The organism is Nocardioides luteus, from assembly GCF_014648595.1.
GTDB classification, from domain to species: domain Bacteria; phylum Actinomycetota; class Actinomycetes; order Propionibacteriales; family Nocardioidaceae; genus Nocardioides; species Nocardioides luteus.
In genome coordinates this window covers 29174-46548 of record NZ_BMRK01000030.1, presented here as the reverse complement: position 1 = coordinate 46548, position 17375 = coordinate 29174, and the positions used below count along the sequence as shown (strand labels likewise).

Genomic DNA, 17375 nt, shown 5'->3' with positions numbered 1-17375 from the left:
CGGCCGCACCGCACGGCTGGCGCACCCGATCCAACACCGCGCACTCCGGTTGAGAGACAAGTGCTGCCAGGCAGAGGACTGCGACGCACCAGCAGCCTGGACCGAAGCCCACCACCTCAAACCCTGGGGCGAAGGCGGCAAGACCAACCTCGCAAACATGGTGCTGTTGTGTCCGAGTGACCATCATCGGATCCACGATCCGAACTACACCTACGACCGGCTGCCTGACGGGCAGATCCGGTTCACCCGGCGCACCCTCTGACCCCGCACCCTCTGCCCCCGCAATCCGGGCGCCCCCGGAGGTCCAGCCTGTCCGAGACCCCCACCCCGGAGGTCGAGCTTGTCGAGACCCCTCGCCGCGCAACGCCGGCCCGGTCTGTTGCGCGCCCCAGGCCGATGTTCCGTAGAGGGTGGTCTCGACAAGCTCGACCTCCGGTGTCCGGGGCCCCGGGCGATCGTTCGCGGAACGGACTGTGTTGGTCTCGACACGCCTCCGCCCAGGGGCTCCGGCGGCTCGACCAGCGGTGGCGAGGGGTCCCTATCTACCCAGCGTCGGCTCTTTCGAAGCCTCATGAGCCCGCGCCACACCCCTCGCCGCCGCCCCGATATAGGCGGAATCTTTTCTCGATCGGGTGCCGGGTCAAGGACCGCGAAGCGGCCGGCGAAGCCGGCGCCCGAACGGCGTCCTTGACGCGGCGCGTGATCGAGAAACAATCAGAGATCGGGTCGGCGGCGAACCCTCGGAACGAAAAACACGGTCGCCGACCGATGTCCGCACGCACGTGGTCTCGACAAGCTCGACCACCGGGCGACGAGCCTTAGGAGTCGAATCCCAGCCCGAGCCGGTCCATCGTGCGCAGGAACAGATCGCGACGGCCGCCGTTCGCGTCAGCTTTGCCGAGCGAGCGGACCATCATCGAGATGCCTGCGTACCGTGCAGGCTCGGGTGGGAACGGGAGGGGCTTGGTGCGGACCATCTCCAGCGAGGTGCGTTCGGTGTCTTCGCCGCTGAGGAGGTCGAGCATGACGTGGGCGCCGAAGCGGGTGGCTCCTACGCCCAGGCCGGTGTAGCCGAGGGCGTAGGCTACTCGGCCACTGTAGGCCTTGCCGAAGAAAGCGGAGAAGCGGGTGCAGGTGTCGATGACGCCGGCCCAGCGGTGGGTGAAGCGGAGGCCCTCGAGCTGGGGGAAGGTCTCGAAGAAGTGAGTGGCCAGCTTGTCGTGCGTGGCGCCCGCCTCGTACTCCGAAGAGATCCTGGAGCCGTAGTGGTAGATCGCGTCGTAGCCGCCCCACAATATCCGGTTGTCCCTGGTCAGACGGTAGTAGTGGAAGTGGTTCGCGGAGTCGCTGACGCCTTGGCGGTTCGCCCAGCCGACGGCGGCCAGCTGGGCATCGGAGAGGGGCTCGGTCATGAGTACGTAGTCGTAGACCGGCACCGTCATCAGCTTCAGTCGCCGCAGCAGCGGTGGGAAGGCGTTGGTGGCCAGTGCCACGCGGCCGGCCCTGACCGAGCCCCCGAGGGTGGACGCGCGCATCCCGGCGCCGTCCCGTGCGAGACCGGTGACCGCGGAGCCCTCGTGGATCACCACGCCGGCGTCGAGACAGGCCTGCCGAAGCCCCCAGGCCAGCCGCGCGGGCTCCACGAGGGCGGTGTCGCCGAGCACCTCGAGACCACCGAGGTACGTCGGTGAGCGGACCTCCTCGCGCACCGAGGTCTCGTCCAGCAGCCGGTGCTTGATGCCGTGGTCGGCCAGCGCGGCCGACCACTCGGCGAGGTCGTCGAGCTCGTGCGGCCTGGTGGCGACGTTGAGCGCACCGGTGAGCTGCCAGTCGCAGTCGATGCCGTGCTCCTGGATCGTCGCGGCGATCTCCGCGAGGTTCTCCTGACCGAGCCGCTCCAGCGTCTCCAGCTCGCCGGGCCAACGCTCCAGACCGTTCCAGAACCCATGGGTCAGCGACGCCTCTGCGAAGCCGCCGTTGCGGCCGGAGGCCTGGTCACCGCACTGCCCAGCCTCCAGGACCACCACCGACCACGACGGAAACCGCACCCGTGCCAGCAGCGCCGTCCACAGCCCCGAGTAGCCACCGCCGACGACCACCAGATCGGCCGTCGTCGCCCCGAGCAGAGGCGGCAGCGGCGCGGGTTTCGCGGGGTCGCCGAGCCAGTAGACGGCGGGCTTCGCATCGGTCAGCGACACATGGTTCACGTCGCCACTATGACAACTCCAAAGACCTACAACCACACAAAACGTTCGGAATCATGGAAATGATTCGTTACACACGACGGATTTCGTTGCATCCGATGTCTGCGAAAAGGTTGACTGACGCCATGACTCGCAAGCGCAACGGGGGCGCTCACCTCGACGAGGTCAACAAGCTGATCATCGAGCAGCTCCAGCAGGACGGACGACGAAGCTACGCGGCGATCGGCAAGGAGGTCGGGCTGAGCGAGGCCGCGGTGCGCCAGCGCGTACAGCGCCTGGTCGACAGCGGCGTCATGCAGGTCGTCGCGGTCACCGATCCGCTCGAGCTCGGCTTCGCACGCCAGGCGATGATCGGCATCCGTACCTCCGGGTCGATCGAGGGCATCGCCGACGAGCTCGGCAAGCTCGACGAGGTCGACTACATCGTCATCACCGCCGGCACCTACGACCTGCTCGCCGAGGTCGTCGCCGAGAGCGACGAGGCCCTCCTCAACCTGATCTCCAGCAAGATCCGCGCCATCGACGGCGTGGTGAGCACCGAGACGTTCATGTATCTCCACCTGCACAAGCAGACCTACGCCTGGGGAGTCAGATGACCCGAAGCGGCTACTCCGGGATCAGCCTGTGGCACGAGACCGCAGGCGACTCCTGGCAGCCGCGGCCGGCCCTGACGGGCGACGCCGAGGTCGATGTCGCCGTCGTGGGTGCCGGCTACACCGGGCTGTGGACGGCCTACTACCTGGCCGAGGCTCGCCCTGACCTGCGGATCGCGGTCCTCGAGGCCGAGGTCGCGGGCTTCGGCGCCTCCGGTCGCAACGGCGGCTGGTGCTCGGCCCTCTTCCCCGCCTCCCTCGACAAGGTGGCCGCTGGATCGAGCAGGGAGGCAGCGCTCGCCCAGCACCAGGCGATGCGGGCGACCGTCGACGAGGTCATCCGCGTCACCGGTGTAGAGGGCATCGAGGCCGACATCGCCAAGGGCGGCACGGTCGTGGTGGCGCGTACGCCCGCCCAGCTCGAGCGCGCCCGCGACGAGGTCGAGCACGCCCGCTCCTGGGGCCTCGACGAGACCGACGTCAGCCTGCTCGACCAGGCCGAGGCCGAGCGTCGCCTCGCTGCGACCGGCACCCTCGGCGCCACCTACGCCCCCGACTGCGCGGCGATCCACCCCGCCAAGCTGGTCCGCGGCCTGGCCCGTGCCGTGGAGTCGCGAGGGGTCGCGATCTACGAGCAGACCCGGGTGAGCGTGATCGAGCCGCACCGCGTGATCGTGGGCAGCGGCACCGCCCGCGGCGTCGTCACCGCCGACATCGTCGTCCGCGCCACCGAGGGCTACACGCCGACGCTGGCCGGCCTCGAGCGCGAGCTGATCCCGGTGCGCTCGCTGATCATCGCCACCGAGCCGCTCCCCGACCTGGTCTGGTCGAGCATCGGCCTGGCCGAGCGCGAGACCTTCTCCGACGGCCGGCACCTGCTGATCTACGGGCAGCGCACCGCGGACGACCGGCTGGTCTTCGGCGGCCGCGGCGCTCCGTACTCCTTCGGGTCGAAGATCACCCACGCGGACGCCTCCGACCGGCGCACCCACCGCCGGCTGGAGGAGACCCTGACCGAGATGTTCCCAGCCGTACGCGGCCACCGCATCACCCACCGATGGGGCGGCGTGCTCGGCATCCCGCGCGACTGGCACGCCTCGGTCGGCTACGACCCGACCACGGGGCTCGCCCACGCAGGCGGCTACGTCGGCGACGGCGTGGCCACCACCAACCTCGCCGGCCGTACGCTGCGGGACCTGATCCTCGGCACCGACTCCGACCTCACCGCGCTGCCCTGGGTCGGCCACGTGTCCCCGCGCTGGGAGCCGGAGCCGTTGCGCTGGCTCGGCGTCAACGCGGGCCTGCGCGCGATGACCGTGGCCGACGCCGAGGAGACCGCCACCGGACGGAGCTCGTTGGTCGCCAAGGTGGTCGCGCCCCTCGTCGGCGGCCACTGACTCGCGCACCGCCCCACCGAACGAAACCGCCCCAGGGATACCTGGCGCGGCATTGTCGTCCTTCGAGACCACCACGACGCTCTCTTGCTCTTCTCAGGAAACTCTAGTTGTTTTATTGGGAAAGACTTATTCAGAGTCTCGTCTCGGAGGTGATCCGCAGTGATCCTGCAACGCCGCAACACCAGATCCCGTCTCGCCAGACGCCGGCGCAGACGGCTGCTCCCTGCTGCCGCCGCCCTCGTCGTGGCCACCGGTGTGCTCAGCCTGACGCCGTCGGCGGCGGTCGCGGAGGACGATGCCCCGGTCACCAGCGACAAGGGGGTCGGGAAGCTGCTGACCCAGCTGAAGAAGGGCAGCGAGATCCTGACCAACAAGGAGCAGGTCGACGGCCGGGACGGCAAGGACTACTGGATCAAGAACCACGTCGACTCCAGCCTGCTGCCGCCCAACCTGCTGCAGAAGCTGGGCGTCGACCAGGCACTGATCAGCCTCGGCCTGGCCGGCCACGACTCCGGCGGAAAGGTCGAGGACGACGGCCTGCGCCACGAGTACCTGGTCGTGTGGGCCGGGGACAACAACATCCTGGACAAGTCCGGCTCCGAGCTTCTCGACCTGCCCAAGTCGATCGGTCCGGACCTGATCGGCCAGAAGAACCTCATCGGCCCCGACTTCTTCGCCGTCATCGACGTGACCAAGGGCGCCAAGGCGTACGGCAAGGTCGTCAACACGGTCACCGTCGGCCCGCTGGTGGAGAACGAGCCCCACCACATGCAGTACATGTGGCACAAGGGCGACAACATCTTCGCCGGCGGTCTCTTCACCGACGTGACGTACGTCCTGGACACCTCCCAGCTCCCGAAGCTGCAGCTCAAGGGGATCAACCTGCCCACCGACACCCTGTGCGGGTCGGTCCCGGACGCCTACTGGGTCACCAAGGACCACAAGGCCTACGGCACCTACATGGGTGGCCCCGACGTACCTGGGCCGTGCACCTACACCGACGGCTCGGTGCGGATCGGCAACGGCTTCGCCGGCTCGCCGGGCGAGCTGGTCCGGCTCGACGAGAACGGCCAGACGATCGCCGAGGCGCCGGCCGCGACCACGAAGGCCGAGACCGAGCAGAGGTGCGACAGCATCCCGCTGCTCTCGCTGCCGACCTGCGCCAACCCGCACGGCGTCCAGGCCCGCGAGGACCTCGACACCCTGGTCACCAGCGACTACAACGAGCCGCGCAACATCATCCTCAACCCGGTGCAGCCGCTCTCCTCGTACCTGCGCCGGCCGACCGTGCGCTTCTGGGACATCTCCGAGCAGGACAAGCCGAAGCTGAAGTCGGTGACGTTCCTGCCCGACGGCCCGCGCAAGGGCCGGGTGGCACACCATGAGGAGTCGCGGGCGGCGATGGAGGTCACCGTGACCAACCGGCCGGGCCACAAGGGCGCGTTCGCCGAGACGATGCAGGGCGGTGCGATCTACTACACACCCGACATCACCGTCGACAAGCCGAAGTGGCAGCAGGTCTTCGACCTCGGCATCACGAACAAGCAGGTCGACAAGAGCAGCGACTCCTACGGCGGCGGCAGCAACGGTGCCTGGATCCAGACCTCGCTGGACGACAAGTACCTCTACCACGCGGTCGCGGGACGCGGCGCCACCAGCGACGACAAGGGGTCCAAGCCTTACATCCTGACCCTGGACATCCAGAAGCTGCTCGCCGCGGGCGACAGCCCGGCCTGCCGGATCGACACCCTCGAGGAGACCTACAAGGGCGGCTCCGAGAGCGACTGCCCGGCGGTCGTCGACACCCTCGAGGCTCCCGGCGGCCCGCACTGGGGAGCGCTCGACAACCTGGCGCTCGGCAAGGACGGCTACTACCACGAGACCACGGACGTGAAGCGGCTGGCGTACGCCAACTACTTCGTCGCCCGCACCGGCCTCAACGGCGACCACCGGCTGTGCCTGGTGGACATCGAGGACGGCAAGCTCACTCGTGACGAGGAGTTCCGGGACGAGAACACCGGAAACCCCTGCATCGAGTTCAACCGGAACTCCTGGCCGCACGGCCCCTGGGGTCCGGCCAAGCCCCACTCGATGCTCTTCATCACCGCCGACGCGGACATCAAGTGACGCACGGCGACCACCCCACCTGGCGGGACCGCTACCTGCGGCCCCGCCGGGTCGGCGCACTCGTGCTCGCGCTCCTGCTGGTCTTCGGCGGCATCGGCTACGTCCTGTACGCAGGCACCCCCGGTGACGGCACCGACGCGGAGCGCTGGTCGCGCTCGGTGGCCGAGGCGACCCCGCAGCAGGTGCTCGGCGGCGAGCGCCGTCCCGGCTTCCCCTCGGTGCAGCGGGTCGAGCACGACGGGCTCGTGTTCACGGTGACCGTGGCGCCGGCGCTGCCCGGCCGCAACCTGGTACGCGTCGACACCCTGCCCCGCGAAGGTCACGAGCACGAGGCCGACGACGAGGAGCTCACCGTCGAGGTCGACGGCGGCGCCGAGCCGGTCGAGCCGACGAAGCGACCCGGAGCCGACGGACTGTGGGCCGTCGTCGACCTGCCCGCGGGCAACCCCACGGTCCTGGTCGCGCACGGACCCGAGCACCGGATCCCGGTGATGCTCGAGACCGGGTCGTCCGAGACGGCCGACCGGCTGTGGGCGGGCCCCGACGGACCCGAGTGCCTCCAGGCCGCGACCGCCGCGGTGCTGGCCGGCGGGAAGGCACCCAACAGCTGCCCGGCAGGCTCACTGCGCTCCTCCGACCGTCCCGGGCTGACCAGCATCGTGACGACCCTGGCCTCGCGCGGGGTCGAGGAGATCGCACTCTCCGCCGACGCCTCGCCGCGGTCGGCAGCCGCAGCGAAGCTGGTCCGCCGGCTGGCGGTGGCGGAAGGGGTGCGGGTCGTCTCGCCCTCAGCCGCGCCGGGCTCACGCAACGCGCTGCTGGTCGTCGCCGGCTGGCAGCCGGCCGCCGAGCGTCTCGCCGCGGTCTCCAGCTTGCCTGTCCAGAAGCAGGCGTTACGCTCGGACGGGGTATGGCTGGCGCCCTGGCTCCTCTCCCCCGGTGTGGTCGACTCCACCACCGGGGCGGTGATCCCGCTCGACTTCGACATCCGTGATCCCGCCGCACAGCGGTACAGCCAGACGCTGGCGAAATACTTCCCCGAGCAGTCACCGACCGGGTCGGCCTACGTCGCCTGGCGCGGAGCCCGCGAGGGCGCCGACGCGCGGGGTGAGTCCGCCTTCTATGCCGCGTCCCGGGCTGCGTACATGCCGGCGGAGCCGGGCCACGGCAGCCACGAGACGACGGTGTCCTGGTTCCCCGGCGGCACCGTCACCCGGATCAGCCTCCCCACCGGTTAGCCCCATCAGAAAGGTCCCCACATGTCCCTCCTCGATCGACTCGGCTCCGATCGCCGCGTCTCTCCCGACCTGGCGATAGGCCAGGCTCCACCCTCGCAGAGCGACTCGCCGGCACAGATCCGGGTGATCGTCGTCGGCGCCCTGGTGACCCTCGCGCTCGGTGCGTACGTCCTGACCCAGAAGGGCACCCTGCCCGCGGTGCTGTTCACCCTCGGGGCGGCGCTCGGGTTCGTGCTCTTCCACAGCCGCTTCGGCTTCACCTCGGCCTGGCGGCAGCTAGTCTCGGTGCGACAGGGCACCTCGCTACGGGCCCACATGCTCATGCTCGCGGTCGCGGTCACGCTCTTCGCCCCGATCCTGGCCAACCAGTGGACCTACCAGGGCGTCCCGGCAGCCGGCGCGGTGGCGCCGATCGGCTTCGGCCTCTTCGTCGGCTCTTTCCTCTTCGGGGTCGGCATGCAGCTCGGTGGCGCCTGCGCCTCGGGCACCCTCTTCGCGGTCGGCAGCGGGCAGAGCGCGATCCTGCTCACCCTCGGTGGTTTCATCGTCGGATCCTTGCTCGGCGCCGTCTCGCTGGCCTGGTGGAACGGGCTGCCCGCGCAGGAGCCGGTCGATCTCTCCGCCACCTTCGGCGGGTACGCAGGTGGCTGGGCCGCCACGCTCGTCCTCATCGGCGTCGTGGTCGCCCTGACCTACCTGCTCGGCCGCGGCCGTGAGAAGCCTCCGGTCGGCCGTGCACCGGTGGCCACCGGGCTGGCACGGGCGCTGCGCGGCTCCTGGCCGCTGTGGGTCGGCGCGATCGGCCTGGCGCTGCTCAACGCCCTGACCCTCTACTTCTCCGGGAGTCCGTGGGGCATCACCTTCGCCTTCGCGCTGTGGGGCTCGAAGATCCTCGACGCGGTCGGCGTCGACGTACTGTCGTGGGCGTTCTGGCAGGACCCGGGCAACCTGGCCAAGTACCAGGCCGGGATCTTCGTCGAGAAGACCTCGATCATGGACCTCGGCATCGTGCTCGGCGCGCTGCTCGCCTCCGCCGCGGCGGGCGCGTGGGTGCTCCACCGGCGCATCCCGCTGCGGCTCGCGGTCGGGGCGGTGATCGGCGGCATCCTGATGGGCTACGGCGCCCGCATCGCCGGCGGCTGCAACATCGGCGCCTACTTCGCCGGCATCGCCTCGATGAGCCTGCACGGCTGGCTGTGGGGCGTCACCGCGATCATCGGGACCTTCGCGGGCCTGGCGCTGCGGCCGTTGTTCGGGCTGACCAACCCCAGACCCACCGACTCCGTCTGCTGAGGCGCCGGCGCCGGACGGATACGCTGCGAACCTCGCAGACCGGATCCCGGGGAGAAACATGGCCGTCTCGTCCGGCGCCAAGAAGGCGCTCGTCCTCGCCGGAGCGCTCATCGGCGTCGCCGCCCTGCTCGTCGGGATCGGCCACTGGCGTGCCCACGACCTGGTCGCCGGCGACGTCGTGTGGCATGCCGAGGTCGACCAGGGCTCGCACGAGTCGGTCGTCGTCGGCGACCGGGTCTACACCTACGGCAAAGGGGTGCTCTCCATCCGTGACCTCTCCGACGGGAGGACGATCGCCGAGGAGTACGTGGACGGCACCTGGGCGCTCGTCGGCGACGGCGGTCACGTCGCCGTCGTCTCGATCGAGCAGATCACCGTGCTCGACCGGGACGGCGCGCAGATGTGGCAGCGCAGGTTCGACGATCTTCACAACCCGTTCGCCATCAGCCGCGATGGAGAGCTCGACGCGGTCGCGTGCGCAGAGAAGACGTGCTCGACGGTTCATCTCGACGCCGCGGGCACGGAGACCTCTCGCGCCGTTCAACGACGTTCGCCGCGGCTCGAGCGACCGGCGTCGATCGGCAACGGCACCATCGACGACGACCGCGTACGCCGCATCCCCGCCTTCACCACCGACGTCGACCCGAAGACGCACACCGTGCGCGAGGTACGCGACGGCAGACCGGTCGGTACGCCGATCAGGCTGATGGACGACCACGTCGCAGCGCAGGTCGGCGACCTCCTCGTCGGTGTCGACCGCGAGGACGGCATCTGCACCTTCACCGCGACCCAGGCGGGCGACCCGGCCTGGGAGACCAGCACCTCCTGCCCCGAGCTCGGCTTTCCCTACGTCGACGTCTTCGCCGACCGCATCTACCTCAGCGACCGCACCGACCAGACCGTCGAGGTCGTCACCACGGACCTCGACGGCCGTGAGGCCAACAGCTTCAGCATCGACGCCGGTGAGCCTTCCGACGCGAGACGCACCGAGCTGACACCGACGCCGGACGCGGTGGTGCTGACGCTGACCGACCGGGTCGTGGCGTACTCCCCCACCAGCGGGAAGAAGCTGTGGACGGAGAAGCTGCCCAAGACCTCGCGCGCCATCTTGGACGAGTCCAAGCGGATCCATCCTGGAGTCTCGGTCGACGGGCCGGTCGTCGACGTCTACAGCAACGCACCCGAGCCGCTGGCCGCGCTGGCGCTCGGGCGCGACGTACCGTCCTACACGCACTCCTTCATCGACGCGGTGTCCGGGGAGGTGACCGCAGAGCTCGCCGCCCCGTGGGGCTCGAGGGTCCACGGTCTCGACGACGGCCGCGTCCTGGTCGTGGCCAGCGACGACATGTGGCTCGTCTCGCCGTAGATGTCCCTCGGATAAACCTGTTGCGTACGCCGGTCGCGGTCCTCCACCATGGACCGCGACCGGCGTTCTCGTCCGTGAGGCGTCCCTGATCGAGAGGAGCAGACCCATGACTGTGTCCGTCCTGTGCCTGCCCACAGAACTCATCTCTCGTATCAGGAGCACCCGAAGTGACTCAGGAGAACATCTCCGCTGATCCCGCCGCAGCCGACCCGCTGGCAGGGATCGACCCCGACTTCGTCTTCGACTTCCAGGTCTACGAAGACCTCGACGACGGACAACGCTGGTCCACCTGGCTCTCCGTGGAGCCGCTCTCGCGTGGACCGGAGCCCCGCCCGGACTGGGTGGTGACCTCTCAGGGCGCCATCGACACCGAGCTCGGCATCCTCAAGACCGGCAAAGAGGCCGACGCCTTCCTCATCGTGCGGGCCGACCCCCTCGAGCCGGAGCGGGAGGCGATGATGGTCGCCAAGCGCTACCGCGACACCGACCATCGCACCTTCCACCGGGCCGCGACCTACACCGAGGGCCGTTCGGTCAAGCGCTCCCGCGACGAGCGCGCGCTGAAGAAGAACTCGACCTTCGGCCGCGAGGTCGCCAAGGCCGAGTGGGCCAACGCCGAGTGGAACGCGCTCGTACGCTGCTGGAACCTCGGCCTCCCGGTCCCCTACCCCGTGCAGATCGACGGCACCGAGATCCTGATGGAGTGGATCGCGGTCGACGGCGGGAACGGCGAGCTCGAGACGGCTCCCCGGCTCGCCCAGATGCGTCCGGAGCACCACGTCCTGGAGATGTGGTGGGACGGGCTGGTCGAGGCGCTGGCCACGATGGTGCAGGCGGGACTTGTCCACGGCGACCTCTCCCCCTACAACATCCTCGCCCAGGAGGACCGGCTGGTGATCATCGACCTGCCGCAGATCATCGACCTGGTCGGCAACCCGCTCGGCTTCGACTTCCTCCTCCGCGACGTCGCCAACGTCGCGAAGTGGTTCCAGGCGCGCGGCCTGGAGGTCGACGAGCAGGAGGTCTACGCCGACCTGATGGCGCACGCCTTCTGAGCCCGGGGTCTCCGGCTCGGGTCGTGCGGCTAGGTTTCTCGGTATGAAGCATCACCGGGGACGGCACGTCGACATCGAGTCGGTCGCGGAGCTCGACGAGCACCTGGCCGCGGGGACCGGGAGCCTGCGCGGGTGGCGGCTGCGGTCGCTCGACCTGACCTCGCGCTCCACCACCCTGCGGGAGACCGAGCTCGCCGGAGCGACGTTCCTCGGGTGCGACTTCGCACCCGGGGACGTCGACTACGCCGAGGACGAGGGCGCGCTGGTGATGCCGGTCATCCCGGAGACGCCGGTCGACGTCTACCGCTCGCAGCTCTACACCGCCGACGACCTCTACGACGAGCCGGTCTACGCGCGCAGCCTGGACGCGAGGGCGTACGCCTGGCTGCAGCAGCCGCTCGACGCCGACGACGAGCTCGCGATCACCCTCCACGACCACGCCATCGACGCCGCGCTCGAGACGTGGGTGCGCGCCCGGCGCGAGGAGGGCACGCGGATCGTCGGGGTGATGGGCGGTCACGCGCTGGAGAGGGGCGAGGAGGCCTACGCGGACGCCGCCCGTCTCGCCCAGCACCTGGCCCGCCACCACATCGTCGCCACCGGTGGCGGCCCCGGCGCGATGGAGGCCGCCAACCTGGGCGCCTACCTCGGCGGGTCGTCCAAGGAGGTGCTGGAGGACGCCCTGGAGGCGCTGGCCGCGGTGCCGACGTTCCGGCCCTCGATCCGCGAGTGGGCGCAGGTCGCCCAGGACGTACGCCGCCGGGTGGAGGGCACGCCCGAGCGCTCGCTCGGGATCCCGACCTGGCACTACGGCCACGAGCCGCCCAACGTGTTCGCCGGCGCGATCGCGAAGTACTTCCGCAACGCGACCCGGGAGGCGGTGCTCCTGGAGGTCTGCGACCGCGGCATCGTCTTCCTCCCCGGCGCCGGCGGCACCGTCCAGGAGGTCTTCCAGGACGCCTGCGAGAACTACTACGCCGACACCAGCGCGGTCGCCGAGATGGTCCTGGTCGGACGCGACTACTGGACCAACGAGCTGCCCGCCTGGCCGCTGCTGCAGGCCCTCTCCCGTGGCCGGGCGATGGAAGGTCACGTCCACCTCGTCGACACCGCCGAGGAGGTTCTCGACGTCATCGGGAGCGACGCGAACCGATGACGTCTCGATAGTGGTCCAGCAGGGCCGCGTTCACCGCGCCCCACGACTTGTGAGCGACGCTGCGGCGAGCCTCGCGTCCCATCCGTAGCCGGCGCTGCGGGTCATGGCGGAGCCGTGCGACGTACCTGGCGAGGTCGTCGCGGCTCCCGGGCTCGTAGAGGAACCCGGTGACGCCGTGGTCGACCAGGTCCACCGGCCCGCCGGAGCGCGGCGCCACCACCGGCAGCCCGGAGGCCAGCGCCTCCTGCACCGCCTGGCAGAACGTCTCGTGGGAGCCGGTGTGCACGAAGACGTCGAGCGAGGCGTACGCGGCCCCGAGCTCCTCCCCCTGCAGCACCCCGAGGAAGGTCGCGTTCGGGAGCAGGCGGCGCAGCTCGCGCTCCTGCTTGCCGCCGCCCACGAGGACGACGCTGTAGGCCGGGTCGCGGGCCAGGCTCGCGAGCAGGTGGAGCTCCTTCTCCTGGGCCAGGCGCCCGACGTAGCCGAGGATCAGCTCGCCGCAAGGGGCGAGCCGTGCGCGCAGGTCGTGGTCGATGCGGCTGGGGTGGAACAGCTCTACGTCCACGCCGCGCGGCCACAGCCCGGTGCGTTGCACGCCGAGGCCCTCGAGCTGGGTCAACGACGACGAGCTCGGTGCCAAGGTGCGGTCCGCCGCCGCGTGCGCCTGCCGGGTCAGCATCGCCGCGGCCTGCGGGCCGCCCAGCGCCTTGTACTTGTCCCAGAAGCCGACCAGGTCGGTCTGGTAGATCGCCACCGTCGGGATGCCGAGCGACCCGGCGACCAGCACCGCCTGCCGGCCGAGGAGCGCCGGCGAGGCGACGTGGACGACGTCGGGCCTGAACCTGCGCATCACCGCGCGCAGCTTGCGCCGGGTCTCCAGACCGATCCGGAAGTCCTGGTAGACCCAGAGCCTCGCCCCGCGGGTGCGGGTCACCGGGAACCCGGCGTACTCGTCGGGGCCGGTGGGCGCGACGACCTCGACGGTGTGACCGTCGGCGGCGAGGTGGTCCAGGACGTGGCGTACGGAGTTCGTCACGCCGTTGATCTGCGGGAGGAACGACTCCGTGACGACCAGGATGCGGAGCGGCTCGGAGCTGGCGGCGACCAGCGGGGCACGATCGAGGCTGATGCTCATGTCTGTGATCGTGAGCGGCGCGTGTCAACGCCGGCCCGGCCTTGGTCGACAGGTCGATGAACCTCGTATGGCGATCCCGGCCGGGCGTCGCCTGGTCCGCGTACGTGTGTGGGGGTTGTGGCGGGCCCGCGCATTTGTGACGATCGCGAGCATGACCACCGATGAGGAGCACACCCGGCCCGACGGCGTCGACGATCTCACCGTCGAGGCGCTCGGCTCCATCAGCGAGGCGCTCGAGGCGATCGAGATCGCCCGCGGCCATCTCTACTCGCTGCATCGCATCACCGGCACCGCCGACCTCACCCTCGGCAAGGGCGTCGAGCAGCTGCGCGAGGCGGGCCACACCGAGCTGGCCGACAAGTTCGAGCGGGAGCTCGTGGGACGCAACGTGCTCTTCGGCAGGTGGACGTTCCAGATCGTCGAGGAGTACGACGACGGCTACTACGGCACCTTCAAGCGGCTCGAGAAGGAGGCACGCGACACCCTCGTCGAGGGCAAGCGGCACCTCTTCGAGTCGGAGATGAAGGAGGACCGTCGCACCCAGGGCCAGTCGGGCCACGAGCACCGGCCCGACTCGGAGCGCTGAGCCGGTCTCTCCCGCGGGGCCTCGGCCCGGAGATCAGGAGACGTTCTGCGCGGCAAGCTGGCCGCAGGCGCCGTCGATCTCGCGGCCACGGGTGTCGCGGACGGTCGTGGAGATGCCCTTGGCCTCGAGGCGGCGTACGAACTCGCGCTCGTCGGCGGGGTCGGAGGCAGTCCACTTCGAGCCGGGAGTCGGGTTCAGGGGGATCAGGTTGACGTGGACCCAGCCCCAGTCGCCGTAGCCGTTGAGGACGTCGGCAAGCAGGTCGGCGCGCCAGGCCTGGTCGTTGATGCCACGCATCATGGCGTACTCGATGGAGACGCGGCGCTTGGTCACGCGGGCGTAGTTCCAGGCGGCCTCGACGGTCTCGGCGACCGAGAACCGGGTGTTGATCGGGACCAGCTCGTTGCGCAGCTCGTCGTCGGGCGCGTGCAGCGAGAGGGCGAGGGTGACCGGGATGCCCTCCTCGGTGAGCTGCTTGATGCGGGGGACGAGGCCGACGGTGGAGACGGTCACGTGACGGGCCGAGAGGCCGAGGCCTTCGGGGGCTGGCGAGGTGAGGCGGCGGACCGCGCCCATCAGCGCCTTGTAGTTGGCCATCGGCTCGCCCATGCCCATGAACACCACGTTGGAGAGGCGGCCGGGGCCGCCGGGGACCTCGCCGCTGGCCATCTGCCGGGCGGCGACGACGACCTGGTGGACGATCTCGGCGGTGGACATGTTGCGCTGGAGGCCGCCCTGGCCGGTGGCGCAGAACGGGCAGGCCATGCCGCAGCCGGCCTGGGAGGAGATGCAGACCGTGGCGCGGTCGGTGTAGCGCATCAGCACCGACTCGACCAGCGCGCCGTCGAAGAGCTTCCACAGCGTCTTGCGGGTGGTGCCCTTGTCGGCCTCCTGCTGGCTGATCGGCGTCATCAGCTCGGGCAGGAAGGTGTCGACGAGCTGCTGGCGCTGGCCGGCGGGGAGGTCGGTCATCTTGTCGGGGTCGTCGACCAGCCGCTCGAAGTAGTGCACCGAGAGCTGCTTGGCGCGGAACCCGGGCAGTCCGGCCTCCTTCGCCGCGTCCTGCCTTCCGGCCAGGTCGAGGTCGGCCAGGTGGCGCGGGGGCTTGCCGCGGCCCTTCGGCGGCGACATCACCAACGGGAGACGGCGCCCCTCCATCGCGGCTGCCTCGGCCTCGGGGCTGTGCGGGGCCGGTACGGTCGTCTGGTCGGGCTCGGTCACCCCTCCAGTGTCCCACCGGGGTGCGGCGTACGGCTAAACCTCGATCCGGCCAGGCGGGTCAGCCGGTCTTGAGCAGGATCCAGAAGACCAGCGCACCCACGCCGACCACGACCACGACGGTCAAGATGATGCCCAGCCAGACGAACTGCGCCAGCCGGCGGGTCTTGCGCGGGATCAGGAGTGCCAGCGGCACCAGCAGAGTCAGCGCCACCCATGGGAAGAGCTGCTCGGCGCGCTCCTGGCCGACGACCCAGGCCAGCAGGGCACCCCAGGTGCCGGGCACGAGGATCGCGTAGGCCAGGCCGAGGTAGAAGCCGACCAGGGCCGCCACGGTCGGGTGGGAGTCGTGCATCCACGCCCACACTCCACCGGAACCCGAGGACTCCTCCTCCGGGCCTTGAGCATCCTCGACGCCTGGATCGGAGTCCACGTCGAGATCCGAGGGACGCTGGGTCACCCTTCAACCGTAACGCCGAACTCCGCCACTACCGGTAAAGAATCGCTGGCGGAGTGAACTGGTCAGGGCCTGGGGCGCTCAGACATCGACGGTGAAAACGTCCGGGAGCCCGAGCGCGCGCCACCGGTCGAGATCCGGCGGCATGCCGGTCAGCTCGCTGGCCAGGACGGTCCAGGCGGTGCCGTGACCGACCAGTACGACGTCCTCTCCCGCGTGGGCGGAGAGGATGCCGGTGACACCCCTGCTCACTCGGGCGCGACACTCGTCGAGCGCTTCCCAGCCGTCGTGGGCAGGCACCGACGGATCCGCGAAGGCACGCTCGACCGTCGCCGCGAAGTCCTCGACCCAGGCCGCGCCGCGGCGGTGCTCACGCAGCGCGTCGACCACCCCGACGTCACCGTCGGTGAGCAGCTGGGCGGTCTGCTGGGCCTTGGGCTCTGGCGAGGAGTACCACGCCGCGCCCGCCGGCAGCCGGTCGCGCAGCGCCCAGACGTCGTCGAAGCCCGCGGGGTCGAGCTCCCAGTGCTCCGCGGCGACACCGGGGACCTGGACGGGCCGGCCGTGGCGTACGAGGAAGAGCATCGGTCCCAGCCGGTCAGAAGACGGCGTAGTGGAGGATCAGCCAGACGGGGGCGACGGTCGCCAGGAGCGAGTCGAGGCGGTCCATCAGGCCGCCGTGGCCCGGGACGATCTGGCTCATGTCCTTGATGCCGAGGTCGCGCTTCATGACCGACTCGACCAGGTCGCCGAGGACGGCCATCACGCAGGCGACCACGCCGAGCGCGACTCCCACCCACCAGTCGCCGTCGAGCAGCCAGACGACGAGGCCGACGCCGGTGGCCACGGTGAAGACGACGGAACCGGCGAAACCCTCCCAGGACTTCTTCGGGGAGATGACCGGCGCCATCGGGTGCCTGCCGAAGAGCACACCGGCGATGTAGCCACCGATGTCGGACATGATGGTGACCAGGACCCAGACGATGATGCCGCGGACACCGTCGTCGTCGAGGCCACCCGCGGTCCAACCGCCGCCCTCTCCCAGCAGCAGCGCGACGAACGAGCCCAGGAAGGGCAGGTAGAACAGCGTGAGCACGGACGCTGCCGACGTACGTACGTAGCCGTCGACCCCACGGCGCAGCACCCACAGCATGATCACCAGGGCGGTGACCGCGGTGGCGGTCACCAGCGCGTCCGAGCCCAGGAAGTAGGCCACCAGGACCATGAGCGAGCCGCCGATCATCAGCGGCTGCTCGGGGACGTCCATGTTCTTGGCCATCAGGCCCCGGTGGAGCTCCCAGACCGCGGCGATGACCGCCGCGACGACGATCAGCATGAACGCCGTCTTCACGAACATCAGGCTCAGCGCGACCGCGGCCAGGATCACCACGGCAGAGCCGATCGCAGCGGGCAGGTTGCGGCCGGCCCGGCCGTAGTCCTTCTTCGGCGGCTCGGGGGCTGCCGAGGAAGGCGGCGGCGTCTGGGTCACGTGAGGCTCAGTCATTCGTCGATGTTCGGATGGGTCTCGGGACTGTCATTTCGCGAAAAAA

16 protein-coding genes are annotated in these 17375 nt (G+C 70.1%); 10 read left to right on the top strand and 6 right to left on the bottom strand.

From position 1 onward, the window contains the following. Positions 1-262: HNH endonuclease signature motif containing protein (locus IEY81_RS22875; protein ID WP_189120803.1), on the top strand; the 262-nt coding region annotated here is incomplete at its 5' end. Between the two features lie 556 nt (positions 263-818). Here the strand turns inward: IEY81_RS22875 and IEY81_RS22870 are convergent. Continuing rightward, positions 819-2207: an NAD(P)/FAD-dependent oxidoreductase gene (locus IEY81_RS22870; RefSeq protein WP_189120802.1), complete on the bottom strand. Its 1389-nt coding sequence runs from the start codon at positions 2205-2207 to the stop codon at positions 819-821. A 122-nt stretch (positions 2208-2329) separates the two neighbouring features. Between IEY81_RS22870 and IEY81_RS22865 the strand changes: the two genes are divergently transcribed. The 8 genes from IEY81_RS22865 (at position 2330) to IEY81_RS22830 (ending at position 12429) form a co-directional block, all read left to right on the top strand. Beyond that, positions 2330-2800 carry an Lrp/AsnC family transcriptional regulator gene (locus IEY81_RS22865; RefSeq protein WP_189120801.1) on the top strand — a complete coding sequence of 157 codons (471 nt, stop codon included), beginning with the start codon at positions 2330-2332 and terminating at the stop codon, positions 2798-2800. After that, a complete protein-coding gene (locus tag IEY81_RS22860) occupies positions 2797-4194 on the top strand; it encodes an NAD(P)/FAD-dependent oxidoreductase (protein ID WP_189120800.1) in 1398 nt (465 codons plus the stop codon). The genes IEY81_RS22865 and IEY81_RS22860 overlap by 4 nt, the downstream gene beginning before the upstream one ends. A gap of 159 nt (positions 4195-4353) precedes the next feature. Beyond that, entirely contained in the window at positions 4354-6321 is a 1968-nt protein-coding gene (locus tag IEY81_RS22855; RefSeq protein ID WP_229788101.1) for a hypothetical protein, read from the top strand. Beyond that, positions 6318-7559, top strand: a complete 1242-nt coding sequence (locus IEY81_RS22850; protein ID WP_189120799.1) for a type 1 periplasmic-binding domain-containing protein — start codon at positions 6318-6320, stop codon at positions 7557-7559. Before IEY81_RS22855 ends, IEY81_RS22850 begins: the two co-directional genes overlap by 4 nt. A 21-nt stretch (positions 7560-7580) precedes the next feature. Next, a complete protein-coding gene (locus tag IEY81_RS22845; protein ID WP_189120798.1) occupies positions 7581-8852 on the top strand; it encodes a YeeE/YedE family protein in 1272 nt (423 codons plus the stop codon). A gap of 58 nt (positions 8853-8910) precedes the next feature. After that, positions 8911-10218, top strand: coding sequence for an outer membrane protein assembly factor BamB family protein (locus IEY81_RS22840; protein ID WP_189120797.1), 1308 nt, complete (start codon positions 8911-8913; stop codon positions 10216-10218). 167 nt (positions 10219-10385) lie between these two features. Continuing rightward, the gene (locus IEY81_RS22835) at positions 10386-11273 is read left to right on the top strand and encodes a serine protein kinase RIO (RefSeq protein ID WP_189120796.1); all 888 of its coding nucleotides are present in this window, start codon (positions 10386-10388) and stop codon (positions 11271-11273) included. A gap of 43 nt (positions 11274-11316) precedes the next feature. After that, entirely contained in the window at positions 11317-12429 is a 1113-nt protein-coding gene (locus IEY81_RS22830; RefSeq protein ID WP_189120795.1) for an LOG family protein, read from the top strand. On the opposite strand, the gene IEY81_RS22825 is transcribed toward IEY81_RS22830, so the two are convergent. After that, a complete protein-coding gene (locus tag IEY81_RS22825) occupies positions 12404-13564 on the bottom strand; it encodes a glycosyltransferase family 4 protein (RefSeq protein ID WP_189120794.1) in 1161 nt (386 codons plus the stop codon). The genes IEY81_RS22830 and IEY81_RS22825 overlap by 26 nt on opposite strands. A gap of 151 nt (positions 13565-13715) precedes the next feature. On the opposite strand from IEY81_RS22825, the gene IEY81_RS22820 reads away from it, so the two are divergent. Continuing rightward, positions 13716-14150, top strand: coding sequence for a hypothetical protein (locus tag IEY81_RS22820; protein WP_189120793.1), 435 nt, complete (start codon positions 13716-13718; stop codon positions 14148-14150). Positions 14151-14183: 33 nt separating this feature from the next. Here the strand turns inward: IEY81_RS22820 and rlmN are convergent, their stop codons facing one another. The 4 genes from rlmN to IEY81_RS22800 form a co-directional block, all read right to left on the bottom strand. Then, positions 14184-15308 carry a dual-specificity RNA methyltransferase RlmN gene (gene rlmN / locus IEY81_RS22815; RefSeq protein WP_189120807.1) on the bottom strand — a complete coding sequence of 375 codons (1125 nt, stop codon included), beginning with the start codon at positions 15306-15308 and terminating at the stop codon, positions 14184-14186. A gap of 121 nt (positions 15309-15429) precedes the next feature. Then, complete coding sequence (locus IEY81_RS22810; protein WP_189120792.1) at positions 15430-15828, bottom strand: hypothetical protein; 399 nt, start codon at positions 15826-15828, stop codon at positions 15430-15432. A 78-nt stretch (positions 15829-15906) separates the two neighbouring features. Next, a complete protein-coding gene (locus tag IEY81_RS22805) occupies positions 15907-16410 on the bottom strand; it encodes a histidine phosphatase family protein (RefSeq protein WP_189120791.1) in 504 nt (167 codons plus the stop codon). Between the two features lie 13 nt (positions 16411-16423). Then, positions 16424-17329: a phosphatidate cytidylyltransferase gene (locus IEY81_RS22800; protein WP_189120790.1), complete on the bottom strand. Its 906-nt coding sequence runs from the start codon at positions 17327-17329 to the stop codon at positions 16424-16426. Between the last annotated feature and the right edge of the window lie 46 nt (positions 17330-17375).